The organism is Cellulomonas sp., assembly GCF_017744555.1.
Taxonomy (GTDB): domain Bacteria; phylum Actinomycetota; class Actinomycetes; order Actinomycetales; family Cellulomonadaceae; genus Cellulomonas.
In genome coordinates this window covers 44415-64929 of the sequence record NZ_JAGIBD010000016.1, presented here as the reverse complement: position 1 = coordinate 64929, position 20515 = coordinate 44415, and the positions used below count along the sequence as shown (strand labels likewise).

General features: G+C 71.4%; 15 protein-coding genes and 1 tRNA gene. 12 read left to right on the top strand and 4 right to left on the bottom strand.

What is annotated here, in order from left to right:
• Positions 1 to 328 precede the first annotated feature (328 nt).
• The 8 genes from J7523_RS12065 to J7523_RS12030 all read left to right on the top strand — a co-directional run bounded on the left by J7523_RS12065 (position 329) and on the right by J7523_RS12030 (position 8880).
• Complete coding sequence (locus tag J7523_RS12065; protein ID WP_291886669.1) at positions 329 to 3613, top strand: glycoside hydrolase family 48 protein; 3285 nt, start codon at positions 329 to 331, stop codon at positions 3611 to 3613.
• Between the two features lie 165 nt (positions 3614 to 3778).
• Complete coding sequence (locus J7523_RS12060) at positions 3779 to 5293, top strand: sensor histidine kinase (RefSeq protein WP_291886667.1); 1515 nt, start codon at positions 3779 to 3781, stop codon at positions 5291 to 5293.
• Positions 5281 to 5949 carry a response regulator transcription factor gene (locus J7523_RS12055; RefSeq protein ID WP_291886665.1) on the top strand — a complete coding sequence of 223 codons (669 nt, stop codon included), beginning with the start codon at positions 5281 to 5283 and terminating at the stop codon, positions 5947 to 5949. The genes J7523_RS12060 and J7523_RS12055 overlap by 13 nt, the downstream gene beginning before the upstream one ends.
• Complete coding sequence (locus J7523_RS12050) at positions 5946 to 6812, top strand: DUF4097 family beta strand repeat-containing protein (RefSeq protein ID WP_291886663.1); 867 nt, start codon at positions 5946 to 5948, stop codon at positions 6810 to 6812. Before J7523_RS12055 ends, J7523_RS12050 begins: the two co-directional genes overlap by 4 nt.
• A 103-nt stretch (positions 6813 to 6915) precedes the next feature.
• Positions 6916 to 7326: a metalloregulator ArsR/SmtB family transcription factor gene (locus J7523_RS12045; RefSeq protein WP_291886661.1), complete on the top strand. Its 411-nt coding sequence runs from the start codon at positions 6916 to 6918 to the stop codon at positions 7324 to 7326.
• Positions 7323 to 7787 (top strand): SRPBCC domain-containing protein, encoded by a 465-nt coding sequence (locus J7523_RS12040; protein ID WP_291886659.1) that lies wholly within the window; start codon positions 7323 to 7325, stop codon positions 7785 to 7787. The genes J7523_RS12045 and J7523_RS12040 overlap by 4 nt, the downstream gene beginning before the upstream one ends.
• Positions 7788 to 7790: 3 nt before the next feature.
• Positions 7791 to 8240 carry a CoA-binding protein gene (locus J7523_RS12035; protein ID WP_291886657.1) on the top strand — a complete coding sequence of 150 codons (450 nt, stop codon included), beginning with the start codon at positions 7791 to 7793 and terminating at the stop codon, positions 8238 to 8240.
• A gap of 142 nt (positions 8241 to 8382) precedes the next feature.
• Positions 8383 to 8880: a hypothetical protein gene (locus tag J7523_RS12030; RefSeq protein ID WP_291886655.1), complete on the top strand. Its 498-nt coding sequence runs from the start codon at positions 8383 to 8385 to the stop codon at positions 8878 to 8880.
• A 525-nt stretch (positions 8881 to 9405) separates the two neighbouring features.
• Here J7523_RS12030 and J7523_RS12025 read toward each other — a convergent pair.
• Positions 9406 to 9708 (bottom strand): hypothetical protein, encoded by a 303-nt coding sequence (locus J7523_RS12025; protein WP_291886652.1) that lies wholly within the window; start codon positions 9706 to 9708, stop codon positions 9406 to 9408.
• 640 nt (positions 9709 to 10348) lie between these two features.
• Here J7523_RS12025 and J7523_RS12020 point away from each other — a divergent pair.
• Complete coding sequence (locus J7523_RS12020) at positions 10349 to 10726, top strand: hypothetical protein (protein ID WP_291886651.1); 378 nt, start codon at positions 10349 to 10351, stop codon at positions 10724 to 10726.
• 602 nt (positions 10727 to 11328) lie between these two features.
• On the opposite strand, the gene J7523_RS12015 is transcribed toward J7523_RS12020, so the two are convergent.
• Positions 11329 to 11402: transfer RNA gene (locus J7523_RS12015), tRNA-Pro, on the bottom strand.
• A gap of 499 nt (positions 11403 to 11901) precedes the next feature.
• On the opposite strand from J7523_RS12015, the gene J7523_RS12010 reads away from it, so the two are divergent.
• The 3 genes from J7523_RS12010 (at position 11902) to J7523_RS12000 (ending at position 16835) form a co-directional block, all read left to right on the top strand.
• Positions 11902 to 15807: an SGNH/GDSL hydrolase family protein gene (locus J7523_RS12010; RefSeq protein ID WP_291886650.1), complete on the top strand. Its 3906-nt coding sequence runs from the start codon at positions 11902 to 11904 to the stop codon at positions 15805 to 15807.
• Positions 15808 to 15814: 7 nt separating this feature from the next.
• The gene (locus J7523_RS12005) at positions 15815 to 16273 is read left to right on the top strand and encodes a hypothetical protein (protein ID WP_291886648.1); all 459 of its coding nucleotides are present in this window, start codon (positions 15815 to 15817) and stop codon (positions 16271 to 16273) included.
• Positions 16274 to 16358: 85 nt separating this feature from the next.
• Positions 16359 to 16835, top strand: a complete 477-nt coding sequence (locus tag J7523_RS12000) for a DUF2690 domain-containing protein (RefSeq protein ID WP_291886647.1) — start codon at positions 16359 to 16361, stop codon at positions 16833 to 16835.
• A 69-nt stretch (positions 16836 to 16904) separates the two neighbouring features.
• On the opposite strand, the gene J7523_RS11995 is transcribed toward J7523_RS12000, so the two are convergent.
• Together J7523_RS11995 and J7523_RS11990 are read right to left on the bottom strand one after the other, a co-directional pair.
• Positions 16905 to 17864 carry a metallophosphoesterase gene (locus J7523_RS11995; protein WP_291886646.1) on the bottom strand — a complete coding sequence of 320 codons (960 nt, stop codon included), beginning with the start codon at positions 17862 to 17864 and terminating at the stop codon, positions 16905 to 16907.
• A complete protein-coding gene (locus J7523_RS11990) occupies positions 17864 to 20305 on the bottom strand; it encodes a transglycosylase domain-containing protein (RefSeq protein WP_291886644.1) in 2442 nt (813 codons plus the stop codon). The genes J7523_RS11995 and J7523_RS11990 overlap by 1 nt, the downstream gene beginning before the upstream one ends.
• Between the last annotated feature and the right edge of the window lie 210 nt (positions 20306 to 20515).

Below are 20515 nucleotides of genomic sequence, written 5' to 3'. Positions count from 1 at the left end.
TCCACCGCATCCACGGGCAGTTCCCACGGCGTCCCACACGTCGTCCCACGCTCACCGCGTCGCGGCTCGTCATCTGCTGTGGTCGCGCTCCCAAGACACCGTCTCTCGAAAGGTTTAGGAGTCTGGACGCCCCCTGTGCGCGACACGAGGGTGGTCGCCGTCCCGACCGTCGCTCACCGGACGTCCGCACCGCTGCGTGCGCCCGGCCCCGCGCCGGCCCGGTCCTTCGTGCACCTCCCGCCACAGTCCGCCACGCGCGCGTGCCGGACGGCGGGCCGCCGTCCCGCGCTGCTGCGGGCGTCGCCCGCTAGCCAGAAAGGTACGAGAGATGTCCTCATTGACCCGACGGCGAGGAACCTGGGTGGCGCTCGCCACCCTCGGCACCTCGTCGCTCCTGGCGGTCGCGGGCATGCAGCCCGCGCTCGCCGCGACCGGCGGCGGGTCCCTGCCCGCCACGATCACCGTCCCCGCGGCGGCGCCGGTCAAGCTAGCGGCCACCGGGGAGTACGCGCAGCGGTTCCTCGCGCAGTACGAGAAGATCAAGGACCCGGCCAACGGGTACTTCAGCCCCCAGGGCATCCCGTACCACTCCGTCGAGACGCTCATCGTCGAGGCCCCGGACTACGGTCACGAGACCACGTCCGAGGCGTACTCCTACTGGGTGTGGCTCGAGGCGCTGTACGGCCAGGTGACCGGCGACTTCACGCGCGTGAACACCGCGTGGGACACGCTCGAGAAGTACATGATCCCGACGAGCGCGGACCAGCCGACGAACTCGTTCTACAACCCGTCGAGCCCCGCCACGTACGCCTCGGAGTTCAACCACCCGAGCAGCTACCCGTCGCAGCTCAACAGCGGCGTGACGTCGGGCAGCGACCCGATCGGCGCCGAGCTCAAGTCGACCTACGGCAACGCGGACGTCTACGGCATGCACTGGCTCGCCGACGTCGACAACAAGTACGGCTTCGGCGCCACGCCGGGCGCGGGCTGCGAGCTCGGCCCGACCGCGACCGGCACGTCCTACATCAACACCTTCCAGCGCGGCCCGCAGGAGTCGGTCTGGGAGACCGTCCCGCAGCCGTCGTGCGAGGAGTTCAAGTACGGCGGCCCCAACGGCTTCCTCGACCTGTTCACCAAGGACTCGTCGTACGCGAAGCAGTGGAAGTACACCAACGCCCCCGACGCCGACGCGCGCGCGATCGAGGCTGTGTACTGGGCCAACCAGTGGGCCACCGCCCAGGGCAAGCAGTCCGTCATCGCCGGCACGGTCGCCAAGGCCGCCAAGATGGGTGACTACCTGCGGTACGCGCTGTTCGACAAGTACTTCAAGCAGATCGGCTGCACCTCGCCGTCCTGCCCCGCCGGTTCCGGCCGCTCCAGCGAGCACTATCTGCTGAGCTGGTACTACGCGTGGGGTGGCGCGACCGACACGTCGGCCGGCTGGGCCTGGCGCATCGGTTCGTCGCACGCGCACTTCGGGTACCAGAACCCGCTCACCGCGTACGTCCTGTCGAACGACACGGCGTTCATCCCGAAGTCCGCGACGGCCAAGGACGACTGGGCGAAGTCGCTCACGCGCCAGCTCGAGTTCTACCAGTGGCTGCAGGCCCCCGAGGGCGGCATCGCCGGTGGCGCGACGAACAGCTGGGACGGCGCCTACGCGACGCCGCCGAGCGGCACGCCGACGTTCTACGGCATGGGCTACACCGAGGCGCCCGTCTACAACGACCCGCCGTCGAACCAGTGGTTCGGCATGCAGGCCTGGGGTGTGCAGCGCGTCGCCGAGCTCTACTACGCCACGGGCAACGCCCAGGCGAAGAAGATCCTCGACAAGTGGGTCCCGTGGGTCGTGAAGAACATCTCGGTCTCGGGCACCACCTGGTCGGTCCCGTCGGAGCTCACCTGGACGGGCAAGCCCGACACGTGGAACGCGACGAGCCCGGGCAGCAACTCCGGCCTCTCGGTCAGCGTCAAGAGCACCGGCCAGGACGTCGGCGTCGCCGGCGACACCGCCCGTGCCCTGCTCTTCTACGCCGCCAAGGCCAACGACACCGCGACGGCCGCGAAGGCCAAGGCGCTCCTCGACGCGATCTGGGCGTCCAACCAGGACTCGATCGGCATCACGTCCGACGAGACCCGCAAGGACTTCCTGCGCTTCGACGACACCTACGTCGCGGGTGGTGACGGCATCTACATCCCGTCCGGCTGGACCGGCAAGATGCCCAACGGCGACGTGATCAAGCCGGGTGTCTCCTTCCTCGACATCCGCACCTGGTACAAGCAGGACCCGCAGTGGTCGAAGGTCCAGACGGCCCTCGACACGGGCGTGGCCCCCACGTTCCGGTTCCACCGGTTCTGGGCGCAGACGGCCATCGCGGCGGCCCTCGCGGACTACGACCGTCTGTTCGGCACCACCACGCCGACGGACGACACCACGGCCCCGTCGGTCCCGACGGGCCTGCAGGCCGGCACGATCACGTCGAACAGCGCCACCATCACGTGGACGGCGTCGACGGATAACACCGGCGGCTCGGGCGTGGCGGGGTACGACATCTACCGCGGCACGACGAAGGTCGGCTCCTCGACCACCGCGTCGTTCACGGAGACCGGTCTGACGGCGTCCACGGCGTACACCTACACGGTGCGGGCCAAGGACGTCGCCGGGAACGTCTCGGCAGCGTCGTCGGGCCTCACGGTCACGACGAAGGCCGCGTCGACCGACACGACCGCACCGAGCGTCCCGACGGGCCTCGTCGCGGGCACGGTCACGCAGGACACGGTCTCCCTGTCCTGGACGGCGTCCACGGACAACACCGGTGGCTCCGGCGTGGCCGGGTACGACGTGTACCGCGGCACGACGAAGGTCGGCTCGACGACCACTACGTCGTACACCGACACGAGCCTGAGCCCGTCCACGGCGTACTCGTACACCGTGCGGGCGAAGGACGTGGCGGGCAACGTGTCGGCGGCGTCCTCGGCGTTGTCCGTCACCACGCAGGCCGCGGCGACCGACACGGTCGCACCGAGCGTCCCGACGGGTCTGGCCGCCACCACGGTGACCGAGACCAGCGTGGCCCTCACGTGGGCCGCGTCCACCGACACCGGTGGCTCGGGCCTCGCGGGGTACGACATCTACCGCGGCACGACGAAGGTCGGCTCCTCGACCACCGCGTCGTACACGGACTCGGGCCTCACGGCCGCGACGGCGTACTCGTACACCGTCCGGGCGAAGGACAACGCGGGCAACGTCTCGGCGGCCTCGTCCGCCCTGTCGGTGACCACGAAGTCGACCACGACCACCGGGTCCTGCAAGGTCGTCTACACGGCGAACAGCTGGAACAACGGGTTCACGGCGTCGGTGCGCGTCACCAACACCGGCACCACGGCCCTCAACGGCTGGACCCTCGGCTTCTCGTTCGCGAACGGCCAGAAGGTCACGCAGGGCTGGAGCGCCGACTGGTCGCAGTCCGGCACGACGGTCACCGCGAAGAACGCCGCGTGGAACGGCTCGCTGGCCGCCGGCCAGACGGTCGACATCGGGTTCAACGGCTCCCACACGGGCACCAACAACAACCCGACGTCGTTCACGCTGAACGGCGCCACCTGCAGCTGACCCAGCTGCACCCGCCCCTGAGGGGCGACGAGGGGCCGGTCCCGGGACTTCCCGGGGCCGGCCCCTCGGCCGTCTGCCGGACCAGTCGGGGTAGGGATTTCCCCCGGGTGGGTCGGTGGGAGGTCTTGGTGTCTTCGCGCAGGCCCGGGGCCTAGCGTCTTCGGTATGAGCTTCGACGACAGCGTCCCGACGACGACACCCCTGCCGGTGCCGCCGGGCGCGCGGACCACGGCCGACGCACCGACCCGGGTCCTCGGCCCGACCGGTCCCGCACCGACCGGCCCCGCGACGACCGGCCCCGCGTCGGCCGGTCCCGCGTCGGCCGCGTCAGGTGCCCCCACCCCGGTGGTCCCCCGGGCCGTCTCCACGGACGACGACCTCCGCGTCGTCGCCCCGGCCCTCGCCGGCATGCGCGAGCTGCTCGCCGCCCCGGTGTCGGCCGCGACGTGGCGAGCGGTGTCGCAGGTCGTCATCGGCAGCGCCGGGCTGCTCGTCATGGGCATCTGGCTGTCGGTCGCGCTGTCGCTGGCCGCGGGGCTGCTCGTCGTGTTCCTCGTGGGCGTCCCGATCCTGGTCCTCACGCTGTGGACGACCCGGCCGTACGCGCGGCTCGAGCGGGCCCGGCTCAAGGCGCAGGTGCTCGTCGACGTCCCCGCGCCGTCGTACCGGCGTCCGAAGGGTCCGGGCTGGTGGCCGTCGTGGGTCGCGATCATGACGGACGCCCGGACGTGGGGCCACGTCGCGTACGTGATCGTGGCCGGTCTGCTGATGACGGCCGCGACCGCCCTGCTGACGGTCCTCGGCTGCTTCGGCATCGCGCTCGTGATCGCTCCGCTGCTCGCCGTGGCGCTCCCCGACGTCCACCTGTCCCCGCACTGGCTGTTCGAGGTGGTCGGCGGCGTCGTCGCGGTGTGGCTCGCGGCGCTCGCCGCGCAGGCGTCGACGCTGCTGCAGGTGCGGCTCGCCCGCGCGATGCTCGGAGCGTCCCCGCAGGACCTCGCCGTGCTGGCCGCGCAGGAGCGTGCCGCGCGTGCCGAGGGGCGCGCGGAGCACCTCGCGGAGACGCGCACGGCGGCCGTGGGCGCGGCGGACGACGAGCGTCGGCGCATCGAGCGCGACCTGCACGACGGTGCTCAGCAGCGGCTCGTGGCGCTCGGCGTCGAGCTCGGTGTGGCCCGTCGGACCGCGACCGCCGACCCCGAGGCTGCCGCCGCGGCGCTCGAGCACGCGCACCGCGAGGTCAAGGAGACGCTCGCCGAACTGCGCGACCTCGTCCGCGGCATCCACCCGGCCGTCCTCACCGACCGCGGCCTGGACGCGGCGCTGTCGGCGCTCGCCGCCCGCAGCCCGGTCCCGGTCGAGGTCGTCGTGCCGAACGCGACGCTGCTCGGCACGGCCAGCACGTCGGCGCAGGCCGCCGCCTACTTCGTGGCCGCCGAGGCGCTGACCAACGCGGCGAAGCACGCGCACGCCCAGCACGTCCGGGTCGAGGCCGCCGTGACCGACGGCGTCCTGCGGCTCGTCGTGCAGGACGACGGCGTCGGCGGCGCGGACGCCCACCCGGGCAGCGGCCTCGACGGCCTGCGCAGCCGGGTCGCGGCGCTCGACGGCACGTTCCACCTGGAGAGCCCGGCCGGAGCCGGCACGCGACTGACCGTGGAGGTGCCGTGCGCATCGTGATCGCCGAGGACTCGGTCCTCCTGCTCGACGGGCTCACGCGCCTGCTGACCGCGGAGGGGCACGAGGTCACCGGCTACAAGACGGCCGACGAGCTCGTCGCCGCGCTCGGCCCCGGCGCCGACGTCCCGGACGTGCTGGTCACGGACGTCCGGATGCCCCCGACGCACACCGACGAGGGCCTGCGGGCCGCCGTCCACCTGCGATCGCTGCACCCGAGGCTGCCGGTGCTCGTGCTCTCGCAGTACGTCGAGCAGCGGTACGCGCAGGACCTGTTCGCGGGCGACGTCCGCGGCCTCGGGTACGTGCTCAAGGACCGCGTGGCGGACGTGGACGAGTTCCTCGACGCCCTCACCCGCGTGTCGCAGCGCGGCACAGTGATCGACCCCGAGGTCGTCGCTCAGATCCTCGCCCGGACCCGCAGGTCGGGTCTCGAGACGCTCACCCCACGGGAGCGCGACGTCCTCGGCCTCATGGCCGAGGGCCGCTCCAACACCGCGATCGCCGATCGCCTCGTCGTCGGCCTCCCGGCCGTCGAGAAGCACGTCACCTCGATCCTCACCAAGCTCGGCCTGCCCCCGGACAGCGACGACCACCGTCGCGTGCTCGCGGTGCTGCGCTGGCTCGAGCACGCCCCCTCGAACGGAGAACGGCCATGACCACCACGCTCGAGAACCCCGTGCAGTCCCCGCCGCCCCCGGCACCGCGGTCGCCGAGCTCGCGGGCGCTCATCTGGACCGGCGGCATTGTCGGCGGCCTCATGCTCGTCACGGGCGTGTGGAGCGCGACGGGCCAGCTCATCGCCGCGAACGTCGACGTCTCGTCGACCGCCCGCACCGCCACGTACGACGCCCAGCCGGTCGTGCGCCTCGTCGCCGACGGCGACGTCACCGTGACGACAGGGGGCTCCGAGGTCGTCGTCCGCCGCGAGTCCCGCAGCGCCTTGTCGACGCCCCGGTACAGCTCGTCCGTCGTGGGTGACCGGCTCCTCGTCGAGCACCGGTGCGACTGGTGGAGCCCGGGCGTCTGCACCGCGTCACTCGTCGTGCAGGTCCCGGAAGGCACGGACGTCGAGATCGAGGCGCACGACGGCGACGTGTCCGCCTCCACGCTGGAGGGCTCGATCGACGCGCACACGTCCGACGGCGCGACGACGATCGAGGACGTCGTCGGCGACGTCGCGGTGCACAGCGGCGACGGGCGCATCCTCGTGTCCGCCGTGCAGGGCGACGTCGACGTGTCGTCCTCCGACGGCCGCGTCGAGGTGTCCGACGTGTCCGGCCGGGCCGACGTGCACTCGACCGACGGCCGGCAGGAGATCTCCGGCGTCCACGGCGACATCGACGCGTCCGCCAGCGACGGCGACGTGACCGTGTACGGCACGGGGGAGCCCGTCGCGCTCGACATCTCGGTGTCCGACGGCCACCAGACCGTCACCGGCCCCACCGACCCGAGCGCTCCCGTGCACGTGCGGATCCACACCAGCGACGGCAACGCGTCGTACCTCGGCCCGAACGGCTGAGCCGGACCGTACGCACGGCAGGGCCCCGACCGGTCGACGGGCGGGGCCCTGCCGTGCGTCTGCAGGCCTTGAGCCTTTGCGGATTTCGTGAATAATTGCGGACATGAGTGACCAAGGTGCGGCTGAGCGCTTCGCAGCCCTCGCTGACCCCGTCCGCCTCGCGACGGTCGAGGTGCTGTCGCGGGGCCCGGCCAGTGCCGGAGAGCTGGCCCGGCACGCCTCGGTCTCACCGTCCGTCATGAGCCGCCACCTCCGGACGCTCCAGGTGGCCGGTCTGGTCACGGACAACCGGGACCCGCACGACGCACGCCGCCGCGTCTTCACGCTGCGCGACGACGGGCTCGTCGCGGCCCGGGCCTGGATGGATCAGGTGCAGGCGCAGTGGAACGAGCAGCTCGCAGCGTTCCGCACCCACGTCGAAGCCACCGACGACGGACGCCCTGCGGCGGCGCGCCCGCCGGGCGGTGACACGGCCCGCCTCGGCGAACCCTCGCACCGGCGGTCGGGCCGATGAACCGTCCCGCCGGCGCCGCGGACCGGTCGGAGCGCCCTGAAGCCCGGGCGAGCATCGACGTCGGGGTCCCGCCTGCGCGAGCGTTCGAGGCGTTCACGGCCGAGATCAGCTCGTGGTGGATCCCCGGACCGATCAACTACTTCGACGCCGGACGGTCGCCGACGATGCACGTCGAGACCCGGCTCGGGGGGCGAGTGCTCGAGGTGTACCCCGACGGCGAGCTCGTCATCGCCGAGATCACCCGATGGGAGCCCGGCGTCCGCCTCACCTACCGAGGCGTCGTCGACGACAGCCAGACCGACGTCACCTTCGAACCCACGACCAGGGGCACCCGAGTCCACGTGCACCAGTACCTGCGCGACGGTGGCGAGCGGGCGTTCCTGTTCTGGCCCAACGTCATCGGCTGGCTCATCCCGTGGTGCGACAGCCAGGTCATCGGAAACCACACACCTCGGAGGTAGAGAATGACCGACCCCGTCGAGATCTTGCGCTCTGCCAGGGCGGCAGTGCTCCACGACTGGCCCTCCGAGGACGTTCCCCACGCCCTCGTCCACGCGGGCCTCGACGTCACCTTCCAAGGTGGCCCCGACCCGGACGACCTCTACGTCATGCGACTGGTCGACGGCCGTCCGGAGACGAGCCCGGTCACCGCCCTGCCCGAACGGGCGGACATCGTCTACAGCCACAGGCCGGCGGCGGAGCTGCCCGGTCTGCTGGCAGAGGCTCAGCGACTCGGTGCCGCCACGCTCTGGCACCAGTCGGGCCGCAACGAGGACGGCGAGAAGGACCCCACCGGCGTCTTCCTCACGCCCAGCGAGGCAGAGCACATGGCCGCGCTCGCACACGCGGCAGGCGTCGCGTTCGTCAGCGCGCCCTACATCGTCGCCGCCGCAGCGGCCGCCCGCTCCCGCTAGAGGCGACCGACTTCCGCCGAACCCTTCGTCTCGTCGCCCAGATCTCGCACCTCGCCTGACGCGGGGCAACCCCGATCGCGGGCATCCATCGGGCCGCGGCGCAGGCGTTGGAAGCACGCAGGTCGAGCGCTACGGTCGGACGATGATGCGACCTGGCGAGGGCGCGGATCGCGACGATGACGCCGACAGGCGGGACCTCGCGGCAGGGCGGCGGGACGCCGACGCTGCGGCGCGCGACGAGTTGGCCACCCGAGGGGCGACCGACCGGGAAAGACGTGACCAGGCCATTCGTGACCGGCTGTGGGCCGAGCAGGTCCGGCGCCACTCCGCAGCCCTGCGCGATGAAGTCCACGACGCCGCGGCGGACGCCCGAGCAGCACTCGAGGACGCCATCATCGCGCGTGAGATGGCGCAGTCGGAGGCAGAGATGTCCCAGGCCGACCTCACGATGATGCTGGACGACGCGCGGGACCTCAGGCGGTCGGAAGCCGTCGACCGCCTCGCCGCGGCGAGCGACCGCAGCAAGTTCGAAGACGATCGCCGCGATTCGGCTGGTGACCGAGACAAGGCGAGCGCCGACCGCCAGCAGGCGTTGATCGACCTGGAGACGGCGCGACCGTCGACGCAGGACGAGGCCTGACCTGGACGACACACCCCCCTCCCGCGTCGCTGCGCGCTCGGGCCGGTTCGCCTTGGCGGCGTCGAGAGCCTCCTGCACGGCGTCGAACCGGCGCTCCGACTCGACGAGGTACAGGATCTGCGCGGCGAGATGTCCTCGCCCCGGTAGTAGAACGGCAGCCAGCGGCGACCGGCATGCAGCTGCGGCTGTGCGTGCGCCGCAGCCGGCCCTCGCGCCGCGAGAGCATGCGCGGGCCTCGGTGAAGCCCTCCGCGGGGGTTCCGGACCTCCCCGGGGTAAGCGAAAGGCCCCCTGGCGCGAGCGGACACTGTCGGGGTGGCGGGATTCGAACCCACGACCTCTTCGTCCCGAAGGGCTGGGGGCCGCCGAGACTGCCAAACCCATGCCGTCTCCTTGGCGCTGCTGCGTTGGTGGCTGTCGGTGGTTGTCGCCCCGTTCGGTGGTGTCGTAGTCACCCACTTAGTCACCCAGAAGGACGGGCGATACGTCACGGGGCGTCGCTGCTAGGCCGCGGGGAGCAGGCTCATCAGTCGTTGGACGCGACGCGAGCTGGACGTCGGCGCTTGGGGATCAGTTGTGAGATCAGCCAAGCGGCGATCGCGGCGATCGCGGCGATCGCGCAGATTCCTGCCATCGCCAGATCGCCGGAAGGAGCATCGTTGGCAGGCTGCAGCCCAGTGACGAGCGCAAAGACACCGACGCCGGCGAAGACGACGGCCGAGCCGATGAGGGTGTGCCTGAGCCCGCGCAGCTCGACGTCGAGCAGCAATTGGCGGAGTTCCCTTCGGCCCTCAGCGTCACGAGCGCGACGATCGTCCGTCATCCCCATCCGCCCATCTGACCTTCGACCGCGCGCGGAAGTTCGCACGTCGTGCGCAGATCGTAGGCGCCACACCGATAGCGGGGCACCAGAGGCGGGCGGAGCTCCGGGTCAGGGTGGCCAAAGGCCATCGCGCAGCGACGCCGAAGGGGCCCTTGACGCGGAGTGGAGCCGGCCGGAGGCTCGGCGGTCGGTGCGGCGTCGGGCGAGGCGAGACGGATATGAGAGCGAGCAGTTCGGCGGTTCCGGGGTGACATCGGGACCGCATTTGTTGCGTCGGGGAAGGCCGGACGGGTGGCGTGCGCGCAGCGAGCGGAGCGAGCGGAGCGCGGGGCCCCGCCCGGGAGGCCGACCCGCGCGGCGCAGCCGCGCGCTTGAGGCAGTAAGGAAAGGCTCACCGACAAAGGGGGCCCAGCCGTGTCCTCCGGTCAGGCCTTCAACGTCTCACCGACGCGACCCGGCAATCACCACGAACCGTGAAGAGCCGAAAAAAGATGCTCCACACGGCGTGTCTGCACAGGCGCGCCGTAAACGGAAGAAGCCTGGAGGATTTCGTGCCATCCACCCCTCGCACGTCTGATGGCCCTGCTAGCGTCCTCCCGTCATCTCTTGATGACTCGTCCCAAAGCGGGAAACTAGGAGGATAGGCATGAAGTCGTTCTGGGCCAAGATCGCCGTGGGTATCGGAATTCTTTCTCTGCTCGTCGTAGGTGCACCAACAGCCGCCAGTGCTACAGGAAACTACGAATGGCAGTGTGTACAGCTGAACGGCGTCCAGACTCCGATGTCTCCGGGCGAGGAACTGATCAATTGTCAAGGGTATCGGCTCAAGAAGTATCTCGATGGCAAGCTTATCGCGACATACAAGATTAATAGCGTCTACCCGGTGTCAGGAAATCCTCCTTCGGCTGGTTGCATCATTGACGCGGGTCTCGTCGTTGTCGGCATCTACACAGCTTCGGGGATTATCGTGTGGCTTGCGACAGCCGTAGCCGGCCTCCGGGCGTGGCAAACCTGTAAGGCATGACGACTGCTCCATAGTCCAAGTAGACCGCGCTCGCACCCTTCCGTCAGGTAGCGATTCAGACACAGGCCGTCCTTCCACCGGGGCGGCCTGTGTAGTCTCCGGCGGGCGCCGGAGGCGCCTCGATTTCTCCGTCGGCGCCCCTCGAGCCTGGCCCAGCCCCGCGCGGGCAGCAGCACCGCCAAGCCGCTGATCGCGGCTTGCACCAACCACCACGACACCCCGTGCGCCCTTGCCGTCTCGCGCGCGGAGCGGCCTGAGCCGATCACCGCGCCGACCAGCACCGCCTTGAGTCGCACCGTCGAACGGGCACGGGCTGCGAGGCTCGTCGGCCACTCCGGAACCGACGTCACTGAGAAGGTCTGCCGGCAGGAGCTGCGTCCCGTGATCCAGACCCGGGCTCAGGTCATGGATGCCATGTTCGCGGACGTGGGGACCGATGTGGGCTGGTCGATGGTGCCGCCGTTCTCGGTCGCCGTGGCGAGGGGAGGCAAGGGTGCGTAGTCACCCAGTTCGTCACCCAGGCGGGGTCGCGACCACGGTGCAGGCAAGCGAAAGGCCCCCTGGCGCGAGTGGACTCGCTGACCAGAGGGCCTTCCACACTGTCGGGGTGGCGGGATTCGAACCCACGACCTCTTCGTCCCGAACGAAGCGCGCTACCAAGCTGCGCCACACCCCGTGGAGCCCCGTAAGGATAGCCGACTCCTCTGCCCGGAGTGAAACCGGGGCCGCCGACGTCCGCCGGACCCGCTCGGGTGCAGTCTCTCGTCGGGGTTCCAGACGCTCGCCACGCGCATCATGACCGCCTGAATCGATTCGTGTGACCATAGTCACACTGGTTCTGACTCGCGCAGCTCCTGGTCCTTCTAGGTTGTCGCTCGGTCCACGCGTCGAGGCGTTCGTCGCGCAGTCACGACACCAGGGGGATGGCGATGCGTCGACAGCTGCGAGGAGAGGACCACCACGGTCGATCGTGGTCCGCCGACGGGCGGGCGTCCGCGCGGGTCGCCGCCTCGACGGCGCTCCTGCTCGCAGCCACACTTCTCGGGTCTGCACCCGCGACGGCCGCCGGCAAGCCGGCACCGACGCCGCCGCCGGCGCCGCCCGCCACGGTGGACGTCCCCGCCCCCGAAGGCTCGGCGGATGGCTTGACCCCGGCGGTCCCTGAGAAGGACCGCGTGGCCGCGCTCGGACCGGGATGGACCCTGTCGCAGGACCGGGCCTGGGAGCTCTCCGGCGACGCGTCCGGCCTGCACGTGCTGGTCGCCGACGCCGCCGACGGCTACGAGCTGCGCACTGTGGCGACCCTCGCGGCGGCCGGGGTCGAGACCGACCGGTGGATCGGCAACGCGTGCATGACCGCGAGCGGCACGCGCCTCGTCGTCGCGTACGCGCCGCGCGGCTACACGAACGAGGAGGACCTGTTCCTCCGCGGTGCCTTCACGGCCGTGGTCGACCTCACGTCCGGAGCCGTGACCGTGCTGCCGGTGCTGAGCAGCCTCGAGTACTTCTCGCCCTCGTGCGGGCACGGCGAGGAGGCTGTGCTGACGGTCTCGGGAGGCGAGGACGTCTACGCCACCAGGCTCGTCACGGTGGATGCGGCAGCCGGCGCGGTCGTGGCCCGTGTCGAGGCAGCCGGGCAGCTGACCTCGGCGGTGCTCACGGACCAGGGCATCGTCGCGGCCGCCTCGGACGCTGTCGTGCGGGTCGACGACGAGGGGACCGTCGAGCCGATCGCGCGCGCACAGTCCGTGCCGTACGGGCTCCGGGCCGACGCCGACGGCGGGCTCGTCTTCCTCGACCACGACGCCACGACAGCGCACGTCCGCCGGCTCACCGCCGACCGCCTGCGCACGGTCCGGCCCGACGCCTCCACGAGCGAGCTCGCGCGCGGTCCGCTCACCGCCGTCGGCGTGACGTCCACTGCCGGGGGCCGGGTGCTGCTCACGGGCTCTGCACGGGCGACCGGGACCCTTCCGGCTACCGTGCAGGTCGTCGGCGGAACCAAGGGGGACCGGTCGAGCGTCCTGGGCGAGGTCACGATCGGGCTCGACGCCCTGCTGCCGGTCGCGCCCGGGACGGACGAGACCGGCAGCACGCCCGGCGCGAGGACGCGGGCCGAGCTCCACGTCCGCAGCCTGACGACCGGGCGGACGTCTCGGCTCAGCACGGTGCTCGACGGGGCGGACGCCGTGCCGTCGGGGGAGGAGGTCGTCCACCCGTCGGCCGGGGACGGCACGCCCTCCGGCCGCGAGACCGGGCTGCGGCAGCCCACGGCAGCCTCGCGGTCCGTGCTGCGGAGCGCCCTCCATGGCACGGCAACGACGGCTGCAGCCACGGCGGCCACCGCGGCCGGCGACGCACACAACCCGCTCGAGACGGAGCGGACGTGCGCGGTGCCGCGCAACGATCCCGGCAACCAGGCGCTGCAGCCGAAACCGAGGCAGGTCGAGTGGGCGGTGGACCAGGCCGTGCAGGGTTCGCTCAACGTGTCCCGGCCGGCCAACTGGAAGAATCTCGGGATGTCGGCCTACGACGTGTCGACCATGTTCCCGGCCGTGCCGCTTGCCGGCGGCGGTCAGGTCCCCGCGCAGGTCATGCTCGGGATCCTCGCGCAGGAGTCGAACCTGTGGCAGGCGCCCGGCTACGTGGTGCCCGGCGTGACGGGGAGCCCGCTGATCGGCAACTACTACGGCGTCGCCGTCACGGCACCCGACCCGGACGACCGGTGGCGGGTCGACTGGAGCAAGTCGGACTGCGGGTACGGGGTCGCGCAGGTCACGGACGGCATGCGGCTCGCCGACACGGGCGTCCCCGGGTCGCGCACCTACGCGCAGCAGCGGGCGATCGCGCTCGACTTCGTGGCCAACGTGGCGGCCGGCCTGCAGATCCTCTCGAAGAAGTGGAACGAGACCCGCGCGGCCGGGCTGACCGTCAACGATGGCAACCCGGCCCGGATCGAGAACTGGTACTACGCGGTGTGGGCGTACAACACCGGGTTCTACCCGCAGTCCGACGCGCACAACACGGGGCGCAACGGCGAGTGGGGCGTCGGATGGCTCAACAACCCCGCGAACCCGTCGTACCCGCCCGAGCGGAGCCTGTTCAACAAGAACCCTGCCGATGCGACCCATCCTCAGGACTGGGCCTACCCCGAGAAGGTGCTCGGCTTCGCCGCCTTCCCGCCGTCCCTGCTCGAGTCGCCCAACACGTTCGTGGCCGCGTACCGCGCGGCGTGGTGGCCGGGCGACGGGTCCGCCGCGGACGCCAACCGCACCTACTCCCGCCCGCCGCTGTACCAGTTCTGCGACGAGACGAACGACTGCGTCCCGGGCACGACGAACGTGCAGGGCGGAGTCAACTGGGGCCCGTGCGCCCACCGCGCGAGCAACGGCACCTACGACGGTCACTGCTGGTACCACGGCAGCGTCGTCTGGAAGTACGACTGCCAGACCCAGTGCGGGCGGCCCTTCATCCGGTTCGTTCCCGGGTACGCCTACCAGGACGACGGCACGGCCTACCCGCCGAACTGCTCCCGCAACGGACTGCCGTCCGGCGCCCTCGTGGTCGACGACATCGCCGACACGGCACCGATCGTGCGGCCCGGCTGCGCACGCAGCGTGGGGAACCAAGGGACGTTCACCCTCGACTTCGCCGCCGACAGCACCGGCCACTACCCCTCGAAGATCGACTTCCACCAGCTGGGCGCCGGGTACAACGGGCACTTCTGGTTCGGGCACACCCGGTCGGCGGACCTGAGAGCGGGATCCATGCGGGTCACGGGGACGTGGGCGCTCGGGCGGCGGCTGGACGCGTGGACCCGGATCATGGTGCACGTCCCCGACCTGGGTGCGCACACCCAGGAGGCGACCTACCTCGTGGACCTGGGCGACGGCCGGCCGGTGAAGCGGCGCGTGATCGCGCAGCGCTGGATGGTCAACACGTGGGTCTCGCTGGGAGTGTTCGACGTGCACGGGATCCCCAAGGTCACCCTCTCGACGGAGACGACCCTCGGCGACGGAGCGGACGACCCGCGGACCGCCGACGACGAGCGGACCCTCGGTCCGAAGAACGAGGACATCGCCTTCGACGCCGTCGCCTTCGCGCCGCTCGCTGCGAAGCCGGCGAACTTCGTCGTCGCGCTGGGCGACTCGTTCTCTTCCGGCGAGGGTGGCACGACGGACCTGTTCACGTACGACGCGGAGTCGGACAACAACGGCACGAACGCGCGCCTGCAGAACGCGTGCCACCGCTCGCCCCTCACCTGGTCGCGGGTGGCCCGCCTGCCTGACTCGTCGGACCAGATCCGCTCACGGGTCATCGCGAACGACCCCGCGCTCGACTACCACCTGCTGGCCTGCTCCGGTGCCGTCACGCGGAACCTGCTGCCCACCGAGCTGACGCTCGGCTCCGGTGCCGTGCTGCCGAGGACGGCGGGCGGGGATGCCGGTGGGCCACGGTTCGGCGAGCTCTCGCAGCTCGACCAGGGGTTCCTCGACGAGAACACCACCGTCGTGACGCTGTCGATCGGCGGGAACGACGCCGGCTTCGGTGACGTCCTCGCGTCGTGCATCACGGACGACGACTGCTCCGTCCACGACGACGGGAGCGGCCCCGCGTCGGTCGTCGTGCCGCAACGGATGGCGACCACGGTGCAGCCCTCGATCACGACCGTCCTCGGGCAGATCCACCTGCTCGCACCGAACGCCCGCGTGGTGCTCATGGGCTACCCGCGGCTGATCACCCGGATGGGCTGCGGCCAGGCCGGGCTCTCCGAGCAGGAGATCGGCTGGCTCGCGTCCCTCGCCGACGTCCTCGCAGGCAGGATGGCCGCTGCGGTCGCCGACGCCAACACCGCAGCGGGTGGCACGTTCGTCACGTTCGTCGACCCGCGGGCGGCGTTCGACGGCAAGGGGGCGTGCGGGACGCCGCCGTTGATCCACTCGATCATCGTCGGGAAGACGCCGGGCGAGACGCCGGGCCTCGCCGCGAACCCGGTGTCCCAGCAGTCGTTCCACCCGAACGCCGACGGCTACCGCACGTACGGCGACCTGCTGACGGCCGCACTGGTTCCGGCACCGTGAGCGCGGCATGAGGCACGCGGGGACCCTCATCGGCCTGCTCTGCGTCGTCGCGGTGGCCGGGTGCGCCCCGGCACCGCCGACGCAGGAGGCCGCCGACTCCGCACGGAGCATGGCCAGAGCCGACGCGGAGAACCTCCGGTACTGGGTGGAGCACGACGGCAAGGGCGTCTCCGGCCAGGAGCTGCTCGACCACCTGCTCGCGGTCGTGGCCGAGCCGAACAGGGCGTTCCTGCTCGACCAGGCGTTCGGCGCCGACGGATCCGCCACCGTGACCGTGTACTACGACGCAACAGCGACCGCGGGCGGAGGCCTGTTCACGGCCGACGCTGGTGCCCGGTTGTGCGTCGACCTGACTGCCGTTCCGGGCGACCCCGGCACCGTGACCGTCGAGGACGCCCCGTGCGCCGGCGAGGCGCTGCCCCGGCTGCCCGACGGGTCGCGCGAGGTCACGCTCGACGGCGGCTGAGAACACTTCGGGCGCCGGACGGCGTGCGAGGCGACGAGGGCGGAAGGCCCTGCACTCGTCGACAGATCCTGCAGAGAGGTAGCTCATGAACCTGTCCCCCCTCGCCCGCCGGGCGGCCGCCCGCGTGCTCGTCGTGCTCACGCTGCTGGCCGGCGTCGTCGTCGGCTCGGCGGCGTCGCCCGCGGCGGCGGTCGGCTGCTACGGCGCCACCTGTACCGGCAAGGATCCTCAGGCGAACGGCTGTGCGGCCGACGCCGTCACCGTGGAGGAGTTCACCTACTACTACACGCGTGTCGAGCTCCGGAAGTCGGCCGCGTGCCACGCCGCATGGACCCGTGCGTCGAACCCCGCGGGCACGCCTCCGACGTCCTGCAACGACATGTGGGTCGCGACCCGCGGGTACGACGCCAACGACGTTCTCAAGGGGAGCCAGATCCAGCAGACCGTCTGCGGGCAGGGGTCGACCTGGACCGCGATGCGGTCGTACTTCGAGTGGGTGCGCGGCTGCGTGATCCGCGTGTGGTATGACCAGCCGCCGGTGGCCTGCACGGCGCGGCACTGACGTCGGAGCGGCCCCGTCGCCCTCCCAGCAGGTGTGACCTGCAGCAGACGGGGACGGGGCCGCGTCGACTCAGCCTGCGACGAGCGTGAGGAGCGTCGCCTCCGGCCGGCACGCGAACCGCACCGGCGCGTAGGGCGACGTGCCCAGTCCTGCCGAGACGTGCAGCCAGGTCGAGCCCGCGCCGCCGGCCCGGTCGGGGCGCGGACCGGGCCAACCGTGCAGCCCCTTGGCTCGCCGCGTGTCGATGTCGCAGTTCGTCACGAGGGCGCCCCAGCCCGGCACCGCGAGCTGTCCTCCGTGCGTGTGCCCGGCGATCGCCAGGTCGACGTCGTCGTCGTGCATGGCGTCGAGGACCCGCCGGTACGGGGCGTGCGTGACGCCGAGGTGCAGGTCGACCGGGTCGTCGCCGGTGCGGGCGTCGTCCGGACGACCAGCGGGCGGGTACCGGTCGAGGTTGAGGTGCGCGTCGTTCGTGCCGACCAGCGAGACCCGGCGGCCGTCGAGCTCGACGACGTCGCGACGGTTGTCGAGGTCGATCCAGCCGGCGTCGCGGAACCGGGCGCCGAGCTCGCGCCAGGGCAGGTGCACGGGCTCCGGGTGGTGCGGCATCCGCGCGTCGGGCAGCAGGTAGCGGGCGGGGTTCTTGAAGATCGGCGCGACGAAGTCGTTGGAACCCCACACGAACGCGCCAGGCTTCGCGAGGTGCGGCTCGAGCGCGCGGAGCAGCGCCGGCATCGCGTCGAGGTGTGCCCAGTTGTCACCCGTGTCGACGACGAGGTGAGGGTCCAGCGACGCCAGGTCACGGACCCAGTCGACCTTGCGCTGCTGACCGGGCAGCAGGTGGAGGTCGGACAGGTGCAGGACCCGCAGGGGCCTCTGCCCGGCCGGGAGCACCGGCACGGTGACCTCGCGAAGCGTGTACCAGCGGACCTCGACGAACGCGGCCCAGGCGAGCGCTGCCGCTCCGGCAAGCGCGAGGCCGCCGGCGGTGCGGCCCAGGCTGACCGCACCGCTGGAGGCGGAACCCATCAGTGGCCGCCGTTCCCGCCGCCGTTGCCTCCGCCGTTGCCTCCGCCCGGACCACCGCCGGGGCCGCCTCCCGGCTGACCGGGGAACCCGGGGAGGCCGGGTCCACCGGCCGGGGGCTGTCCGTTCGAGAGCCGCAGCGTCACGGTGCTTCCGCGCGGCGCGGTGCCGGACGGGGACTGCTCCGCGACCGAGCCTGCCGGGACCGAGGAGGCGACCTGCTCCGGCGCCACGGAGACGCCGAACCCTGCGCCCTTGAGCGTCGCGGTCGCGTCGGCGACGGACTTGCCGACCACGCTCGGCACCCGGATGCGCTCGCCGTACACGAGCTTGTCGTCCGGTGCGGCGAAGCCGGGGTTGGCGACCCCGTCGAGCGCCTGCACCGTGAACCGCTTCCAGGTCGGTGCCGCGATCGTGGAACCGAACGCGAATTGGACCCACTTGCCGGCGATGGGCATCTTCTGGACGGGCTTCCACTCCTTGGGGTAGCCCACCCAGACGGCGGTCGCGAGGAGCGGCGTGTAGCCGACGAACCAGGTCTCCTCGTTGTGGCTCGTGGTACCCGTCTTGCCCGCCGAGGGGAACGGGGGCGCCCCGACCTTCTCCGCGGTGCCCTGCCACACGTTGCTCAAGGCGAAGTTGATGGTGTTGGCGTAGCGCGCCTCGATGGCCTGGTGGCATCCCGCCTCGGGCACCGGCAGGGCCGCGCCGTTGGTGTCCGTCACGGACGTGATGGCGATCGGGGCGCAGTACACGCCGCCGGACGCGAACGTCGCGAACGCGGCGGCCATGGTCATGGGTGCCACGCTGTCCGTCCCGATGACGTTGGCCGCGTTGGTGGTCGGTGCTGCGCCCTTGCCCGTGTGCACGCCGAGGTCGGCCGCGCCCTGCATGATGTTGCACAGGTCGAGCTTCGTCGCCATGGTCAGGTACGCGAGGTTCACCGAGTTCTTCGTGGCGTCGAGCACCGTCATCGTGCCCTGGCCGCCCTCGGCGTTGCCGGCCGGCCACGGGACGTTCCTTCCCTTCGCGCCGCACGTGGTGAACATGTTCTCGTTCATCAGCCGCTCGGAGCCGTCGACGGTCTCGTACAGGCTGTGCCCCTGCTTGAGCCACTCGAGCAGGGTGAACGGCTTGAACGTGGAGCCCGGCGCAAAGCCGCCGGACGCTCCGTAGGCGAAGTCCGTGTTGAAGTTCACCGGCTCCTCCCCGGGGTTGGCCGCGACCGGGGCGTAGATCCGGTTCTGGGCCATCGTGAGGATCTTGCCGGTGCCGGGCTGCACCGTGACGATCGACGTCCCGACGCCGGACGGGTCGTCCACGGGGATGCCGTTCTTGACCTCGGTGTCCGCGAGCGTCTGGAGGCGGGGGTCGAGCGTCGTCGTGATCGTCAGGCCGCCCTTGTACAGGAGGGCCTTGCGCGCCTCGACGGTCTCGCCGAACGCGGGGTCGTTGACGATGACCTTCGTGACGTAGTCGCAGAAGTAGCCGGACCCGGGGACGACGTCGCCCGCCGTCATGCAGCCCTGCCGCAGCGGGTGCACGTTGAGCGTGGTCGGGAGCGGGGTCGTGACGCCGGTCGTGTACTCGTCGGCGGTGATGTAGTTCTGCTGCTTCATCAGGAGCAGCACGCGGTTGCGGCGGGTCTCCGACTCCTCGGGGTGCAGGACGGGGTCCCACTTGGTCGGGCTCTGCGTCACGCCCGCGATCGTGGCCGCCTCGAGGTAGTTCAGGTCCTTCGCCGGCTTGCTGAAGTAGTACTGGGCGGCCGACTCGACGCCGTACACCGACGCGCCGAACTGCGCGATGTTCAGGTACTTCTCGAGGATCTGGTCCTTGGTCATCGTCTTCTCGAGAGTGATGGCCAGCTTGGCCTCACGCAGCTTGCGCGCGTAGCCCTCGGTGCCGTCGGCCTCCTTGGCGGCCTGGACGGCGGCGAGCTGCTCGGCCTCGGTGCCCGTCGACAGGGCCTTCTCGATCAGCACGTTCTTCACGTACTGCTGCGTGAGGGTCGACGCGCCCTCCTGACCGTCCTGCCCACCGAGGTTGCGCACGAACGCCCGGGCCATGCCCTGCGGGTCGACGCCCGCATGCTCGTAGAACCGCTTGTCCTCCGTCGCGATGACCGCGTGCTGGAGCAGGGGCGAGATCTCGGCGAGTGGCACGACGACCCGGTTCTGGTCCCAGAACGTCGCCAGCACGGAGCCGTCGGCCGCGAGGATCGTCGACTTCTCGGGGAGCGTCGTCTCGCCGAGCTCGGTCGGCAGCCCGTCGAAGGCCGTCACGGAGACGTCCGTCAACCCGTTCGCGGCGGCGACCCCGGGCAGCACGAGCCCGGCGGCGAGCACGCCGCCGACACCGGCCACGAGGACGAAGGACAGCAGGAGGGCCAACGCCTGGAAGGCGTTGACCTGTCGGCCGCGCGAGCGCGCAGGGTTCGGCATGCCGACAGGGTAGTCGGGCCCCCTAGGAGGACCGCCCCGGTGTCGCCCCGAGGCGCGGACCTGCACCCAACCTGCACATGCGCCGGACCCGGTCACGGGACATGGTCAACCGTCCATCAGTCGATATGACCCGAACGGAGGCTCGCCAGATGCCCGCGGCACCCGCTAGTTTCCCCGCAGGACCCGGGAGCGTTCGCTGCGGCATGCTCC

Coding starts and splice junctions, on each gene's coding strand:
- J7523_RS12065 (WP_291886669.1), top strand. CDS start 329: ATGTCCTCATTGACCCGACGGCGAGGAACCTGGGTGGCGCTCGCCACC.
- J7523_RS12060 (WP_291886667.1), top strand. CDS start 3,779: ATGAGCTTCGACGACAGCGTCCCGACGACGACACCCCTGCCGGTGCCG.
- J7523_RS12050 (WP_291886663.1), top strand. CDS start 5,946: ATGACCACCACGCTCGAGAACCCCGTGCAGTCCCCGCCGCCCCCGGCA.
- J7523_RS12045 (WP_291886661.1), top strand. CDS start 6,916: ATGAGTGACCAAGGTGCGGCTGAGCGCTTCGCAGCCCTCGCTGACCCC.
- J7523_RS12040 (WP_291886659.1), top strand. CDS start 7,323: ATGAACCGTCCCGCCGGCGCCGCGGACCGGTCGGAGCGCCCTGAAGCC.
- J7523_RS12035 (WP_291886657.1), top strand. CDS start 7,791: ATGACCGACCCCGTCGAGATCTTGCGCTCTGCCAGGGCGGCAGTGCTC.
- J7523_RS12030 (WP_291886655.1), top strand. CDS start 8,383: ATGATGCGACCTGGCGAGGGCGCGGATCGCGACGATGACGCCGACAGG.
- J7523_RS12025 (WP_291886652.1), bottom strand. CDS start 9,708: ATGGGGATGACGGACGATCGTCGCGCTCGTGACGCTGAGGGCCGAAGG.
- J7523_RS12020 (WP_291886651.1), top strand. CDS start 10,349: ATGAAGTCGTTCTGGGCCAAGATCGCCGTGGGTATCGGAATTCTTTCT.
- J7523_RS12005 (WP_291886648.1), top strand. CDS start 15,815: ATGAGGCACGCGGGGACCCTCATCGGCCTGCTCTGCGTCGTCGCGGTG.
- J7523_RS12000 (WP_291886647.1), top strand. CDS start 16,359: ATGAACCTGTCCCCCCTCGCCCGCCGGGCGGCCGCCCGCGTGCTCGTC.
- J7523_RS11995 (WP_291886646.1), bottom strand. CDS start 17,864: ATGGGTTCCGCCTCCAGCGGTGCGGTCAGCCTGGGCCGCACCGCCGGC.
- J7523_RS11990 (WP_291886644.1), bottom strand. CDS start 20,305: ATGCCGAACCCTGCGCGCTCGCGCGGCCGACAGGTCAACGCCTTCCAG.